At 71.6% G+C, this 15163-nt stretch carries 12 protein-coding genes and 4 pseudogenes; 10 read left to right on the forward strand and 6 right to left on the reverse strand.

Annotated elements, in window-relative coordinates; translation table 11 throughout:
• Nucleotides 1-31: 31 nt before the first annotated feature.
• Entirely contained in the window at nt 32-667 is a 636-nt protein-coding gene (locus SZN_RS11625; RefSeq protein ID WP_007494532.1) for a winged helix-turn-helix transcriptional regulator, read from the reverse strand.
• An 87-nt stretch (nt 668-754) separates the two neighbouring features.
• On the opposite strand from SZN_RS11625, the gene SZN_RS11630 reads away from it, so the two are divergent.
• From SZN_RS11630 to SZN_RS11670, 9 genes and pseudogenes are all read left to right on the forward strand, one after another.
• Nucleotides 755-1963 carry a pyridoxal phosphate-dependent aminotransferase gene (locus SZN_RS11630; RefSeq protein ID WP_007494534.1) on the forward strand — a complete coding sequence of 403 codons (1209 nt, stop codon included), beginning with the start codon at nt 755-757 and terminating at the stop codon, nt 1961-1963.
• 94 nt (nt 1964-2057) lie between these two features.
• Nucleotides 2058-4367 (forward strand): hypothetical protein, encoded by a 2310-nt coding sequence (locus tag SZN_RS11635; RefSeq protein WP_007494536.1) that lies wholly within the window; start codon nt 2058-2060, stop codon nt 4365-4367.
• A 9-nt stretch (nt 4368-4376) separates the two neighbouring features.
• Nucleotides 4377-4775, forward strand: a complete 399-nt coding sequence (locus SZN_RS11640) for a DUF5955 family protein (protein ID WP_007494538.1) — start codon at nt 4377-4379, stop codon at nt 4773-4775.
• A gap of 94 nt (nt 4776-4869) precedes the next feature.
• Entirely contained in the window at nt 4870-5469 is a 600-nt protein-coding gene (locus SZN_RS11645) for a histidine phosphatase family protein (RefSeq protein ID WP_043730065.1), read from the forward strand.
• 71 nt (nt 5470-5540) lie between these two features.
• On the forward strand, nt 5541-6179 hold the full coding sequence (locus SZN_RS11650) for a hypothetical protein (RefSeq protein WP_007494542.1): 639 nt from the start codon (nt 5541-5543) through the stop codon (nt 6177-6179).
• Nucleotides 6180-6242: 63 nt separating this feature from the next.
• A complete protein-coding gene (locus tag SZN_RS11655; RefSeq protein WP_007494544.1) occupies nt 6243-6695 on the forward strand; it encodes an acyl-CoA thioesterase in 453 nt (150 codons plus the stop codon).
• Between the two features lie 118 nt (nt 6696-6813).
• Complete coding sequence (locus tag SZN_RS11660; protein ID WP_043730069.1) at nt 6814-7263, forward strand: hypothetical protein; 450 nt, start codon at nt 6814-6816, stop codon at nt 7261-7263.
• A gap of 329 nt (nt 7264-7592) precedes the next feature.
• Nucleotides 7593-7763, forward strand: a pseudogene (locus SZN_RS11665) (IS5/IS1182 family transposase); the annotation flags it as partial.
• A 121-nt stretch (nt 7764-7884) separates the two neighbouring features.
• Nucleotides 7885-8803, forward strand: a pseudogene (locus SZN_RS11670) (transposase).
• 627 nt (nt 8804-9430) lie between these two features.
• On the opposite strand, the gene SZN_RS11675 reads toward SZN_RS11670, so the two are convergent.
• Together SZN_RS11675 and SZN_RS38485 are read right to left on the reverse strand one after the other, a co-directional pair.
• Nucleotides 9431-9655 carry a hypothetical protein gene (locus tag SZN_RS11675; protein ID WP_007494551.1) on the reverse strand — a complete coding sequence of 75 codons (225 nt, stop codon included), beginning with the start codon at nt 9653-9655 and terminating at the stop codon, nt 9431-9433.
• Nucleotides 9656-9885: 230 nt separating this feature from the next.
• A pseudogene (locus SZN_RS38485) lies at nt 9886-10730 on the reverse strand (transposase).
• Nucleotides 10731-10780: 50 nt separating this feature from the next.
• Here SZN_RS38485 and SZN_RS40025 point away from each other — a divergent pair.
• A pseudogene (locus tag SZN_RS40025) lies at nt 10781-10906 on the forward strand (IS630 family transposase); the annotation flags it as partial.
• Between the two features lie 161 nt (nt 10907-11067).
• Here the strand turns inward: SZN_RS40025 and SZN_RS11695 are convergent.
• The 3 genes from SZN_RS11695 to pucL form a co-directional block, all read right to left on the reverse strand.
• Nucleotides 11068-12456 (reverse strand): nucleobase:cation symporter-2 family protein, encoded by a 1389-nt coding sequence (locus SZN_RS11695; RefSeq protein WP_007494560.1) that lies wholly within the window; start codon nt 12454-12456, stop codon nt 11068-11070.
• A 255-nt stretch (nt 12457-12711) separates the two neighbouring features.
• Complete coding sequence (locus tag SZN_RS11700) at nt 12712-14088, reverse strand: 8-oxoguanine deaminase (protein ID WP_007494561.1); 1377 nt, start codon at nt 14086-14088, stop codon at nt 12712-12714.
• Between the two features lie 120 nt (nt 14089-14208).
• Nucleotides 14209-15156 (reverse strand): factor-independent urate hydroxylase, encoded by a 948-nt coding sequence (pucL, locus tag SZN_RS11705; protein ID WP_007494565.1) that lies wholly within the window; start codon nt 15154-15156, stop codon nt 14209-14211.
• Nucleotides 15157-15163 lie beyond the last annotated feature (7 nt).

The following is a 15163-nucleotide window of genomic DNA, read 5'->3' on the forward strand; positions in this document are numbered from 1 at the left end:
GGCCCGCCGTACCGCTCGGGTACGGCGGGCCTCACGGCGTCCGGGCCTCGCGCAGGGCCTCGGCGACGCTCCCGTCGCCGGTCACCCCGATCCGGCCGTCCCGCACCGCGTGCGCCAGGGTGGACTCGCCGCGCGCGAGGGTCTCGCAGGTCCCGGAGTCCGGTGTCAGCCGCGCGTCGGGCTCCCCCGGGGCCGGGCCGTCCCCGTAGGCCGGGCCTTCCTCGGCGCCGACGTGGAGATGGAACTCGCCCTCGTCCAGGCGTACTTCGACCAGCCCCTCGCCCTCCAGGGACCGCAGCAGGGGCAGCGCGAACCAGTGGGCGCGCACCGCGTCGGTGGGCCGCCGCGCGCCGAGCTCGGCCTCGCCCCAGGTGCCGAGCGCCTGGAGAACGGGCAGCAACTCTGTTCCCCTCCGGGTGAGTTCGTACACGAAGGCCGCGCCGGGGGGCGGCAGTCTGCGCCGGGTGGCCAGCCCGTCGCGCTCCATGTCCTTGAGCCGGGAGGCGAGTACGTCGGTGCTGACGCCGGGGAGGTCGGCGTGCAGGTCGGTGTAGCGCCGCGGTCCGCCCAGCAGTTCGCGGACGATCAGCAGGGTCCAGCGGTCGCCGACGAGGTCGAGCGCGCGGGCGGCGGAACAGTACTGGTCGTAGCTTCGGCGAGGTGGCATGCGACGCAGTCTAGACATGTTGTTGGACTTTCCAAGCTCGAACTTGGTAAAACCAAGCAACACACGAACCCGGAGGGGCGAGCGCGCATGGAGTTCCGGCAGTCGAGCAAGCTGAACGAGGTCTGTTACGAGATCCGCGGCCCGGTGATCGAGCACGCGAACGCGCTGGAGGAGGCGGGCCACAGCGTGCTGCGGCTGAACACCGGCAACCCGGCCCTCTTCGGCTTCGAGGCGCCGGAGGAGATCGTCCAGGACATGATCCGGATGCTCCCCCGGGCACACGGCTACACCGACTCCCGCGGTGTCCTCTCCGCCCGCCGCGCGGTCGCCCAGCGCTACCAGGCACTCGGCCTGGAAGTGGACGTCGACGACGTCCTCCTCGGCAACGGTGTCTCCGAACTGGTCTCGATGGCCGTCCAGGCGCTCCTGGAGGACGGTGACGAAGTCCTCATCCCCGCACCGGACTTCCCCCTGTGGACCGCGGTGACCACGCTCGCCGGCGGCAAGGCCGTGCACTACCTGTGCGACGAGCGCTCCGACTGGTACCCGGACCTGGCCGACATGGCGTCGAAGATCACGGACCGGACGAGGGCCGTGGTCCTCATCAACCCGAACAACCCCACCGGCGCGGTCTACCCCGAGGAGATCGTCGAGGGCGTCCTCGACCTCGCGCGCCGGCACGGCCTGATGGTGTTCGCCGACGAGATCTACGACCAGATCCTCTACGACGGCGCCGTGCACCACTCGGCCGCCGCGCTCGCCCCCGACCTCGTGGTCCTGACCTTCTGCGGGCTGTCCAAGACGTACCGGGTGGCGGGCTTCCGCTCGGGCTGGCTGGTGGTCACCGGGCCGCGCGGCCACGCGAAGGACTATCTGGAGGGCCTGACGATGCTCGCCTCCATGCGGCTGTGCGCCAACGCCCCCGCGCAGTACGCCATTCAGGCCGCGCTCGGCGGCCGGCAGTCCATCACCGACCTCACCGCGCCCGGCGGCCGGCTGCTCGAACAGCGCGACGTGGCCTGGGAGAAGCTCAACGAGATCCCCGGGGTGTCGTGCGCGAAGCCGAAGGGCGCGCTGTACGCCTTCCCCCGCCTCGACCCCAAGGTGCACCGCATCCACGACGACGAGCGGTTCGTCCTCGACCTGCTGCTGCGCGAGAAGATCCAGGTCGTGCAGGGCACCGGCTTCAACTGGCCCTCCCCCGACCACTTCCGGATCCTCACCCTGCCGCACGCGGACGACCTGGAGGCCGCGATCGGCCGGATCGGGCGGTTCCTGAGCGGATACCGGCAGTAGTCCGTGATGTTCGCGGATTCACCGTCGTCCGCAGGGGGGATGCCATAGAGTGCGGCCACTGAACCGCGGGACCGGGGGGACGGGGGAATCCCAGGTGAAGGTCGTTCGTGGGCGTGCCTCGCGCACGCCGTCGCTCTTACGCGGCCGGCTCGCGCTGTTCCTCCTGCTCCTGACCGCCGCCGGCAGCCCCTGGGCGCAGCGCCCGCTGCGCGAGTACTTCCTGATCCACTACATCGACGGCGAGCCGACCCGGTCGCTGCTGATGGCCGCGTTCACCCCGGCCTGGGAGTACCGCGCCTTCTACTACGGCGGCGCCGGCTATCTGTTCGGCAACCTCGTCGCCGCGCTGGTGCTGTTCACGGGGATCGCCCTGCTGCCCGCGCTGCTGCCGGCCCGGCTCCCGGTGTGGCTGCGCTGCCTCGCCGCGGGCGTGCTGGTGACCGAGGCGTGCGCCCTGTTCGCGTGGGCGGTGCCCGAGCTGTTCCGGCCCGACGCCCGCTACATCGACTTCTCCGGTGAGGTGCTCGCCGACCTGATGCGCTCGGGCCTGCTCTTCGGCCTCGCCGCCGGTCTGCTGCTGGCGCTGCTGAGCGCCGGGCCCGCCGGACCGTACGCCGCATCCTCCGCCGGGGCCGCGACGGCGCCGGCCCGTCGCAGGAGAGAGGGAGGGCCAGGCATGACGACTGCGCCGGTCCGCACGCCGGTCGGGAGCGAACCGGGCGACGTCACCCGGTACCTGTGCGCCGCGGCCCACCTCGACGAGGACTTCGCCGACCGGGTCGTGGACGAGGTCCTGGCGGACGAGGCGGGCGCGGTGGCCCCCTCCCCCGACGTGGACCTGGTGGCCGTGGTGCGCCACAGCCTGGCGGCCAGGGACCTGCGGCAGCGGCGCGACCTGCGGCTGGCGGCGGCGTTCGCCGCCGTGGCCGTCCTCGCGCCGCTGTGGCTCCTGGCCGTGGCGACGGTCCCGGCGGCCGCGCGGCGCGCCGCCTCGGACGCCCGGTCGGGCCTGGCCACCCGCGGCCACCGCCAGCCCGGGCACAGGGCGCTGGTCGCGGCGGGCGTCTCGGCCGCGCTGGCACTGCTGATCCTCTGCTCCCTCGCCGTCTCCCTCCCGGCCCTGTCCCCGCCCGGCTTCGCCGGCTGGCTGCTCGGCGCCTACCTGGGCGGGGTCCCCGCGGTGCTCGCGGCGGTCGGTGCGACGGCCTTCGCGTACGCGGCGGTCGTCCGGCACGACCTCGACACCGACCTGCTGCTGCGCACGACCATGACCCGGGAGGCGTTCCCGCGCCGACCGCGCCCGTCCGTGCCGCAGCGCAAGTGGATCGCCGAGCGGCTGAAGGCCGTCCGCGAGGCGCAGACCGGCAACGTCACCGTGTACAGCGGCTTCAGCCCGTTCGTCGGCTACGCGAACACCCGTTCCACGTGGTCGGTCGCCGTGCCGCTGCTGCCCGCCGGGGACCCGGCCGGGCAGCGGCGCGACGGTCCGCGGGCGTTCACCGTCCCGGAAATCGTCGACCACGTGCGCGAACGGCTGCGTTCGGTCGCCGCGCGCGGCGTCACCGGCGAGGCGGCCGGGGACGGCGGGGAGGCGCTCGGAGCGCTCGTCGTCGAGGACCGCGTCTTCGCGAGCGGCGTCGCGGTCGGGGACGACGAACGGTTCGTCAAGCCCGCCCGTCCGGCCCCGGCCGCCCGGCTGTCGCCCGAGGAGGTCGAGCGGATCATGCTCAGCCCGACCGGCGCGGTCCGCCACTACCTGTCGGTCCATGTGCCGCTGTGGGGCGGGGACGTGGTGCCCAGCGTCTTCCTGCACTTCTCGACCGCCGGCCGCACCCTGCACCTGCACTGCGACAACCATGCACTCGGCCCGGTGCGGGCCGCCTACCACGCCGTGGACCGCCTGCGCGGCCCCCTCGGCCCCGGGGCCCGGCGCGGGCTCCTGCTGGACGCGATGGCCCGCACGGGCGGGGCGCTCCTCGCCTCCCCGGTCCGGGTGCTGCGGTACGTCCGCTTCGAGACCCGGCACAGCCGGCGCGCGGCGGACGAGCTGAAGGCCAGGGAGCAGGACCCGGTGTACGACCACGGCGCGCGCGTGAGCATCCGGGAGATGGCACTGAGCCCGGACTACCACAACTACTTCCAGGTGGTGGACGCCGGCCGGGTCACCGCCCTCGCGGGACGCCACGCCCTCGCCGCGATCCGCGAGTTCCTCGACGCGCGCGGCTACGACACCACCGACTTCCGCGCCCAGCAGCAGACCATCCTCAACCAGGGGGTCATCCAGCAGGGCGGGACGAGCATCGTCGGCAACCAGGCGATCGGCTCGGGCGCGCACGCCACCCAGCACATCCCCCAGCAGTCCGGTCCGGCGGCCCAGAGCGCCGCCGCCGGCTCCGACACGTAGGAGAGCCCCATGCGCGACGACGACGGACGGCAGGAGCCGCCGGTCAACAACGGCCTCGTGATCAGCGGCGGCACCCACTACGTCGGCAACCAGGCCGTGGGGCGGGGAGCCCAGGCGTTCTCCGGCGCGACCTCCTTCCAGCAGGACCCGGGGCAGGCCGCCCGGACCGCCGAACTCCTCACACTCGTGGAGGAGTTGCTTCGGGAGCACCGCGCGGCGCTCGCCGACCCGGAGGCCACGGTGCGCGAACTGCGGCGGCTGCGCGAGGAACTGGACGAGGAGGAGCCGCAGCCCTCGGTGCTGCGCCGCGCACTGACCCGCCTGAACGACTTCGTGCAGCCCGTGGCACCGCTCGTCGTCGCGGTCGGGCAGCTCGCGCAGTCGGTGCAGGCCCTGCCGGGTCCCTGAGCCCGGCGGGCGGCGGCCGTCCGGCCCAGCCCGCCCTGCGGGCCCCGGCGGGGGTGTGGCAGGGTGCTCGCAGGCGAGCGGGAAGGGTGCGGGCGTGAGTGATCTCTTGCTGGTCAGGCACGGTGAGACGCAGTGGTCGCGGACGGGGCGGCACACCGGCTGGACGGATGTGCCGCTGACCGGGCACGGCCGCGACGAGGCGCGCGCACTGGCGCCGCTGCTCCGCGCGCACCGCATCGGGGCCGCGTTCGTCAGCCCCCTGGAGCGGGCCCGGGAGACGGCCGAGCTGATCGGGGTGCGCGAGGCGCGGACCGACGCCGATCTGCGGGAGTGGGACTACGGCGGCTACGAGGGCGTCACCACCGCCGAGATCCAGCAGGAGCGGCCGGACTGGTTCCTGTTCACCGACGGCGTCGAGCCGGGGCCGCCCGAGCACCCCGGGGAGAGCCCGGAGCAGGTCGGGCGGCGGGCCGACCGGATGCTGGCCAGGGCGGACGCCGCGCTCGGCGGCACCGGGGGCAGTGTGCTGCTGGTGGGCCACGGGCACTTCCTGCGGGTCCTGACCGCCCGGCGGCTCGGGCTGCCCGCCGCCGCCGGGGCGCTGTTCCAGCTCGCCACGGGAACGATGAGCCGGCTGAGCACCGAGCACGGCCGGCCGGTGATCGCCGGCTGGAATGTCAGTCCCGGGCCGTAGCCTTCCCGGCAGACGGCGCGCGTCCCGCCCTGCGGCGGGGCCCGTGCCCCGGCCCGCGGGAGGAGCACACCGTGACGCGACCACCGACCGCCGCCCAGCGGCGGGTCATCGACGCCGCCGACCCGGTCACGGGACGGCTGCGGGGCACACCCGCGCAGCTGACGGCGCTGGTGGCGCGGGGCCTCGCCTTCCGGCACCCGCGGCCCCCGCACGACCACTTCCTGACCCCGGCCGGACACCGCGTCCGGGAGGCGGAGCCCGCCGCCTCTCCCCCGGACACGCCCGCCCCGCCCCCGGAGCCCGCCGCGGGCGGTGTCTTCGCCGCGCGGGTCGGCGGGGAGGAGGGGCCCGCCGGGCCGTCCCGGGCCCGTGAGGTGCACAGCGCCTGGCAGGGCCTGCTGGAGCTGCGCCGGATGACCTCGCCGGACGGCGCCGTGGACCGGCCCTGCGCCTGGGAGCGGGCGCACCTGGTGCGGGCCGCGGCCCTCGCCCTGGAGGCCGCCGGGCACCCGCCGGCCGGGCCGGACCCCGCGGACGGCTACCGGGTGCGGGCCACGCCCCAGCCGGAGGCGGTCGCCGTGTACGAGGCGGACGGCGCGCGGCTGCGGGCCTGCGCGGACACCCTTCGGGAGGCGGGCTGGCAGGTGGGCGAGCACACCGGGCCCCGCACCGCGGCCCGCTATCTGCTGGCCTCCCCGCGCCGGGTGTGAGGGGCGTGCCAGGATCGGGGGCGTGATCGGTGCAGCGGGCACCGGCCGTGCGAAGGAGCACCGGTGAGCGAGCCGTTTTCCGTCCGGATCACCGTCCGCGGCTATGAGACGGACACCCAGGGACACGTCAACCAGAGCGTGTACCTCAACTACGCGGAGCACGCGCGGTGGTCGCTGCTCCAGGCCGCGGGCATCAGCCAGCAGGACCTGGTGGCCCGGGGCGTGGGTCCGGTGGCCCTGGAGACGACGATCCGCTACCGGCGGGAGCTGGTCGCCGGCGACGAGGTCGACGTGACGTGCGTCTTCGAGTGGACCGCGGGCAAGACGTTCCGCATCGTGCAGGTGATGCGCAGGGCCGACGGGACCGTGGCGGCCGAACTGACGGGTCTGGGCGGCCTGCTGGACCTCACCGCGCGCCGGATGGTGGACAGCCCGCAGGACTGCTTCCGGGAACTGGCCTCCGATCCGGGCCTGTTCGGACTCCGACCTGCCGACTCCCCCTCCGCGCAGGGTTGACGGGGCTGCACGCACCCGGCCTCCCGCGCGAATCCCCCTCGACCGGCACAACCATTCGCGGGACCCGCGGGTCACACCATGCAGGAACAACCACCCGCAATCGTCACCAGGGGGAAATATGCGATTGATCCGATCCGCCCTGTCCGTCACGGCCGTGGCGGCGCTGGCCGCCGGGGGTACGGCCGTGCTGGCCTCGCCCGCCTCCGCCGCGCCCAACACCACGGCGCAGAAGGTCTGCGGAAGCGGCTACAAGACGGTGAACTCGATGCCCGTCGGCTCGATGGGCACGGTGTACCTGACGTACAACGCCTCCAACGGCTTCAACTGCGTGACGACCATCCGCAACAGCCCGGGGACGGCCGTCGACATGGCGGCGTGGCTCTACGTCCCGGGCATCGACCAGTACGACCAGGACTACGGCCGGTTCACCTCGTACGCCGGTCCGACCTACGTCTACGGCAAGGGCGAGTGCGTGGACTGGGGCGGCCAGATCAAGAACGTCTACGTGCAGGTGACGGGCTCCAACTGCGGCGCCCTGAAGGAGCGGCGCGCGACCTTCACCCGCTGAACCGGCGCGGCGACGGGTGCGCCCCGGCAGGGCCTTCACGGTCCTGCCGGGGCGTTCCCGCGCACGGGGCGACGGGCGGAATCCGGGATGCGGGAGGCGTCCGCCGGCCGCAACGCTCGCGGTCCCTGGCGGCGCGACACGTCAGAGCCGGCCTCCGGATCTCCGTCGGCCCGGAGGCGGACGGGCCGCCCCCGGCCCCCACTCGACGCTGGGCCCGTGGCGGTCGCCGGGGCCCGGGACGCCGTCGCGCGGGCCAAGTGCCGGCGCGGCAGGGAGGGTTCACCCGTCAAGACGGGGCGAACGTCGCCTGCCGCGGCACTAGAAGGCTCATGACCTGCCGGGAGTTGATCCCGGCCGGGAGTGTGTTCGCGTTCCTGGCCGGGCATCGCGGTGCGCTGTTCCCGGCGGAGATGTTCGCGGACATGTACCCCTCGGCGAACGGGCGGCCGAGCATGCCGCCGCAGATCCTGGCCTCGGCGATCACGCTGCAGGCCCTTAACCTCGCGCTTTCATGAACCGGACTGTCCGATGGGTGGTCAGGAACGCAGAAAGTGCCTCTGACCAGCGAGAATGAGGATTGCCTAGGTCCCTGTTCCCGCCCCGGTCGGAGGCACTTTCCAGGTGAGGAAGCGTATCGGGTTCTATCCGCGTGTCCGCATCGAGGGCGATGGCCGGGCGGTGGTGTCCCAGGCAGGGAGCGTGCTGCTGGTCGAGACTGTCCGCAAAGCCGGCTTGGACACCGCGATATCCGCGGTGCCGGCACCCTGGCGGAAGGCTCGGGCGGTGCACGATCCGGGCAAGATCCTGCTGGATGTGGCCCTCGCGGTCGCACTGGGCGGGGACTGCCTGGCCGACGTGGGAATGCTGCGGGCCGAGCCGGCCGTGTTCGGCCCGGTCGCCCTCCGGCCCGACCGTCTCCCGCCTCATTGACACCCTGGCCGCAGCTGGCCCGAGGGCCCTGACCGCGATCCGGTCAGCACGGGCCGAAGCGCGCGAGCGCGTCTGGAAGTTGACCCGAGCCTCCTCGCCGGACACCGCCGGCCAAGTGATCGTGGACCTGGGGGACGGCCCCAGGGGATGCGGCTGATCGTCCGCAAAGAACGCCCGCACCCCGGCGCTCAGTTGCGGTTCACCGACGCAGACCGACTGCGGCTCACCGCGTTCGCGACCAACACCACCCACGCCCCGATCGCCGCAGTCGAACTGCGACACCGCCAGCGGGCACGCGCCGAGGACCGCGTCCGGGCCGCGCGCGCCCGGCCTGCGCAACCTGCCCCTGCACAAGACGGCACAGAACCAGATCTGGCTGGAGATCGTCCAGCTCGCCCTGGACGTGCCGGCCTGGATGCCCATGCTCGCCCTGACCGGCGAGACCCGCAGGTGGGAACCCCGCCGACTGCGGCTCCGCCTCTTCTCCGCCGCAGCCCAGCTCGTCACGACCGCCCGCCGCCGTCACCTGAGATTCGCACACCACTGGCCCTGGACCGACGTCGTCACGGACGCCACCAAGCGTCTCGACGCGCTCCCGAACCCGGGCTGACCAGCAGATCCACCCATCCGCGCGAGAGAACGTTCCATCCCGGAGCAGTGGAACCCGGCGTTCACCCGACACGACACTCGGGCCACCGGCCTGCCCAACCACAGTCATCGGCAACGAAATGGGCCACCGACTCCGTCGGCGGCCCATCACGAAAGATCGAGGCTGGCCTTTGGGCTATTGCTGGCGATGGAGTGCGATGGTCTTGAGCGGGTGTCTTCCCGGACTACAGCGAACTGGCTGCCCCCTCGGAGTTGCCTCCTTGAGCCAGATGTGTGAACGACGGCGATATTCCCCAGCTGCAGCGCCAGAGAATTCCCCATGGGGATCGGGGATCCCGGCGCTGCGTCTGCGTGACCAGGGGGATGCCGCTCCTCCCCCGGCCGCCCGACAGCCGCCGGATCTTGTGGGTCGTGGCGGGCTGTCAAGGATGAGCGCAGCTCACCGCGGTAGCGGCGCCGTAGGCGCCCTTGACCGGCCGTCAGGGCCCGCGACACTTTCCAGGCGGGCGGCCCGCCCTCGACCTCGCTACGCAATCGAACGCCCACCTGGGGAAAGTGGTGCCGCACCTGGGGAATCACGCGGTCGTCGACACCAGATGAGACCGTCGGTAGTTGGTGCCGTTGCGGGTCAGCTTTCCATGGTGTCCTTGATCTCGTCCCGGAGCCGCTCCTGCTCATTTGTGCTGAGCGAGTCACCCTCGACTACATGGAGGGCCCAGGGCGTATCGCACCAGCCTTCATGGCTCGGGTCTGGGCAGATGGTCTCGACGAAGCGGTCGGTAAGGGCTTCCACCTGCTCCGAGGTGGCCTCCAAGGCGATGACCACTTTCCAGAGCTGAGGCGTTTCATTCATTTCTCAGTCCTTCTGTTCAGAGACAGCGAACGGGATCGGCCGCCGACGGAACGGCGGCCGATCCCTTGCCTATCGGGCGTCAGTCGTCACCCTGATCACGGACCGCATCCGCACCAGCTGCCGTATGTACCACGCCAGACGGAGGAGTAGAACATAACGCCGCCGGTCCAGCGGTTCATCCGGCGCATCCAGTCGGGAGGGTTTGAACCGCCCCGGGTTCGGTAGAGGTCTCAGTTGGTGGTTGTGACCTGGGGTTTCGTGGTTGTCAGGTAGTAGTTGGTCTCGAACTCGACGGGTGGGACGTGGCCTGTCTCACCGTGCAGGCGTCGGTGGCAGTACCGGTCGATCCACTCGGCGGTGGCCAGCTCGACCTGGGAGAGGGTCTTCCAGGGCCGCTGCGGTTTGATCAGCCCGGTTTTGAACAGGCCGATCGTGCTCTCCGTCAGGGCGTTGTCGTATGCGTCGCCGCCGGATCCGATCGAGGCCGCGATGCCGGCCGCGTCCAGGTGCCCGGCCGGCTTGAAACTGGTGTACTGGCTGCCCGCATCACTGTGGTGTGTCAACTCTCCGCGCACGTGCGGGTGTTCATCGCGGTCGCGCTGCCACAGTGCCATCTCCAGAGCGTCCAGCACGAGCTGGGTCTCCTTCGATGCCGCGGCGACCAGCCGGCGATGCGGCGGGAGAAGGTGTCCACGACGAAGGCGGCGTAGACCACTCCGGCCCAGGTCCCGGTGCTCGTCGACGAACGCTACGAGCGCGTGTGTGGCCGGTCGAGCCCGGCCGCGAAGAAACTCGCCGCCGCCTTCAGGATCTCGTTCGCCCGCTTCAGCTCGGCGATCCCCTTCTTCAACGCCTTGAGCTGGGCCGATTCCTCCGTCGTCGTCCCCGGCCGCGTCCCCGCGTCGATCTCGTGCTGCTTCACCCAGTTCCGCAGCGTCTCGCGGGAGCCGATGCCGGGCTTGTCGGTGACCGCCTGCAGGACGGCCGTCTCGTCCGGGTAGTCGTCGCGCACCTCGACGACCATGCGCACCGCGCGCCGGCGGACCTCAAGCGGATTACGGGAAGGTCGTGCCATGACCCGATCCCTTCATGGAATCGAGCCTCCAGTCGACACGGGGCGGTTCAGACATCCGCGACTGGATCGCCCACTGGAACGAAGACCCCAAGCCGTTCACCTGGACCAAGTCCGCCGACGAGATCTTCGAACGTCTCGCCGGCTACCTGAACCGCCTACCGAACCCCAAACCCTAGAAATGTAGCTTTTCTAAGACTCAGGACACTAGAAACGTCCTGAAGATCTTGAAACGGCGCCCGGCTTGCCCTGGTTGACGACGATTGACATCTATCGGCAATCCAGGGCGAGTCGGGCGGCCGGAGCAAGATCTTCAGCGGTCTCCTACCCGTTCGCCGGCCTATGGAGTGGCGGGGGCCCGGTTCGCGCCGCCGATCTCCTCCCCCGCCTCCATCGGATGGGTCACGTCCCGGGCGTCGCTGCCCCTCCCGCCCAGGTGGTTGAAGATCAGGTTCAGCGCGACGGCCGCGAGGCACCCGGTGGAGATGCCGGAGTCCAGCACGATCTTGGCCGTCTCGGGGAAGGAGCGGTAGAACTCCGGCTCCGTGATGGGAACGATGCCCACGGCCAGCGAGACGGCCACGATCAGGACGTTGTTGTCCTTGTCGAGGCCGGCCCGGACCAGGGTCTGGATGCCGCTCGCGGCCACCGAGCCGAACAGGACGATCCCGGCGCCGCCGAGCACCGGCCGCGGCACGACGGCGATGAGCGAGGCGGCCATCGGGAACAGGCCCATCAGCACCAGGAATCCGCCGCCCACGGCGACGACGTAGCGGCTGCGGATCTTCGTCATCGCCACCAGGCCGACGTTCTGGGCGAAGGCGCTGCACATGAAGCCGTTGAAGAGCGGGCTGACCGCGGAGCCGAGGGTGTCGGCGCGCAGGCCCGCCGCGATGGTCTTCTCGTCGGCCGGACGGCCGACGATCTCACCGAGGGCGAGCATGTCGGCGGTCGACTCGGTCATCGAGACCACCATCACCACGCACATCGAGATGATCGCGGCCAGCTGGAACTGCGGGGCGCCGAAGTGGAACGGCGTGGGGAAGCCGATGATGTCGGCGTCGGCGACGGGGCTGAAGTCCGTGACCCCGAACGGGATCGCGACCAGCGTGCCGGCGACCAGGCCGAGCAGCACGGCGATCTGCTTGACGAAGCCGCGGGTGAAGCGGCGCAGGAGCAGCACGATGAGCAGGGTCACCGCGGCGAGGCCGAGGTTGGTCGTCGAACCGTAGTCGGAGGCCGCCGGGCTCGGGCCCTGCGCCCAGCCGAAGGCGACCGGGAGCAGGGATATGCCTATCAGGGTGATGACGGTGCCGGTGACGACCGGCGGGAAGAAGCGGACCGCCTTGCTGAAGAAGGGCGCGACGAGGAAGCCGAGCAGTCCGGCGACGATGACGGCGCCGAAGATGACGGGCAGGGCGTCGGACTTGTCGTCGGTGGAGGCGACGATCGCGGTCATCGGGGCGACGCCCGCGAAGGTGACGCCGTTGACGAAGGGCAGCCGGGCACCGATCTTCCAGATGCCGAGGGTCTGCAGCAGGGTCGCGATGCCGGCCGTGAACAGGCAGGCGCCGGTGAGGAAGGTGAGTTCGCTCGCGGAGAGGCCGATGGCCGCACCGACGATCAGGGGTGGGGCGACGACTCCCGCGTACATGGCAGCCACGTGTTGAAGGCCGGTGGCGGCCATTCTCGGCGCGGGAAGTTTCTCGTCGACGGGGTGGACGGACACAGACGGCTCCTCCGGTCGGGTACGTGCCGGTTCTGGCACGGGTTTCAGGGAGGTGGTGCGCGTGGTCGTGCGGGACCCGGACGGCCCGTTCCCGGAGAAACGGTGACCGCTCCGGGACGCCCGCGTGCGCGGGCGTCCCGGACACGGCCGCCATGGACCCCGCTCGGGTCCACGGCTGCCGACCGGGAGCCGTCCCTCCCGGCCGGAGACCTTGTGGTGCGGTGCCCGCGGCGCGCGCGGCGGGCACGGAGGCGGTCAGCGGGCGGCGATCTCCGCCAGCCGCCGGGCCTGCTCCCGTGTGGAGCGGGCGATCTCGTCCTCGTCGGCCGTGAGCAGCCGGCCGTCCTGCACGATCTGGCGGCCGTTGACGAAGGACGCGGTGACCGGCGCGGCGGCGCCGAACACGAGTGCGGTGACCGGGTCGGCGATGGAGGCGTGGGCGAGGGTGTCCAGCTTCCACAGGACCAGGTCGGCGAGCTTGCCCGGCTCCAGGGAGCCGATCTCGGCCGCGCGGCCGAGGACCTGCGCGCCGCCGAAGGTGCCCAGGCGCAGGGCCTGGCGGGCGTTGAGCGCGGCTTCGCGGTGCGCGCCGAGCCGGTTGATGAGCAGGGCGTTGCGCAGTTCGGTGTGGAGTTCGCCGGACTCGTTGGAGGCCGTGCCGTCGACGCCGAGGCCGACCGGGACACCGGCGGCGAGCATGTCGGGGACGCGGGCGATGCCTGCCGCGAGGCGGGCGTTGGACGAGGGGCAGTGGGCGACGCCGGTCCTCGTGCGGGCGAAGGCGGCGATGTCGGAGTCGTTCATGTGGACGCAGTGCGCCATCCACACGTCCTCGCCGAGCCAGCCGGTGGACTCGAAGTAGTCGGTGGGGCCCATGCCGAACAGCTCGTGGCAGAACTTCTCCTCCTCGACCGTCTCCGAGCCGTGGGTGTGCATCCGCACCCCGAGGCGGCGGGCCAGTTCGGCGCCCTGGCGGAGCAGTTCGGTGGAGATGGAGAACGGGGAGCAGGGGGCGACGGCGACCTGGGTCATCGCGTCGAAGGAGGTGTCGTGGTGGCGCTTCACGGTCTCCTCGGTCGCGGCCAGCGCGCCGTCGAGGCTCTCGACGGCGAAGTCCGGGGGCAGTCCGCCGTCCTTCTCGCTGCGGTCCATGGAGCCGCGGGCCAGCGTGAAGCGCACGCCCATGTCGCGGGCGGCGCCGACGATGGCGCCGGAGAGGTCGCCGGAGCCCCGCGGGTAGACGTAGTGGTGGTCCATGGCGGTGGTGACGCCGCCGCGGGCCATCATCGCCAGGGAGCCCCGCGCGGCCGAGCGCACCATCTCCTCGTCGATGCGCGCCCAGGTCGGGTAGAGGGCGACGAGCCAGTCGAAGAGGTTGTGGTCGGTGGCCAGCCCCCGGGTGATCCACTGGTAGAAGTGGTGATGGGTGTTGACCAGGCCGGGCGTGACCAGGTGGCCGGTGGCGTCGATACGGCGTACGACGTTCTCCAGGCCCTCGGGGGCGTCGCCCGCGCCGAGGGACTCGACGCGGCGGTCCGCGATCACGAGGTGGCCGGCCGCGTACTCGGTGTCGTCGGCGTCCACCGTGGCGATCGAACAGTTCTCGATGACGATGCGCTGGGCTGCTGCCATGGTTCGTCCTTTGCGCTGGTGTGGAGGGGCACGGCAGGACCCGGGTGGTTTGAGTACCGCGGCCGGCTGGCCCGTGCGGGCCGGCCCTCCGGCCGCGGGTGCCGAAGTGGAGCTGCTGGCTTACAGGTTGGTGAGATCCACGGGGATCAGCGCCTCGCAGCCGTCCCGCAGGACGGTGGCCTCGATCAGGCCGTAGGGGCGGTCGGCGGCGTAGTAGACCTCGTTGTCGTTCTTCAGTCCGAACGGCTCCAGGTCGACCAGGAAGTGGTGCTTGTTCGGGAGGGAGAAGCGGACCTCGTCGATCTCGCCGCGGTGGTTGATGATGCGCGAGCCCATCTGGTACAGGGTCTGCTGGAGCGAGAGGGAGTAGGTCTCCGCGAATGCCTGGAGCATGTGCTTCCTGGTCTGCTCGTAGGACTTCTCCCAGTTCGGCATCCGCTGCTCGTCGTCGGTCCAGTTGAACCGCCAGCGGCCGGAGACCTCGGTGGCCAGGATGCGGTCGTGGGCCTCCTTGAGCGTCGTGTACTTGTCCTTGACGTAGCCCCAGAACTCGGAGTTGGTCGAGTTCATCACGACGAGGTCCTTGAGGCCGGATATGACCTCCCAGCTGTCGCCGTCGTAGGTGACCTGGGTCAGCCGGGTCTCCTGGCCCTTGCGGACGAAGGAGTGCCTGACGTCGTCGGCGCCGATGAAGCGCGAGGTGGCGTCGGAGGAGGCGATGCGCTCCCAGGCGTACTCCTCGATGCGGATGCGCGCCCGGTGGATGGGCTCCTGGGAGGTGACGAAGTGCCGGGCGAGGTGGATGCCGAACTGCTCGGCGGAGTCGATGCCGTGCTCCTTGGCGAACGCGAACACCGTGTTCTTGGTGGTGTCGGTCGGCAGGACGTTGGCGTTGGAGCCGGAGTAGTGGACCTCCTCCATGTCGCCGGAGAGGGCGACCGAGACGTTGAGGTCCTTGATGTGGTGGGTGGCGCCGTCCCGCGTGATCCTCACGACTCGGTTCTCGGCCTTGCCGTACTGGTTCTGTCCCAGCATCACAGGGCGGGCAGGGCGGGAAAAGTCGGTCATGTGTCTG

The organism is Streptomyces zinciresistens K42, assembly GCF_000225525.1.
Taxonomy (GTDB): Bacteria; Actinomycetota; Actinomycetes; order Streptomycetales; family Streptomycetaceae; genus Streptomyces; species Streptomyces zinciresistens.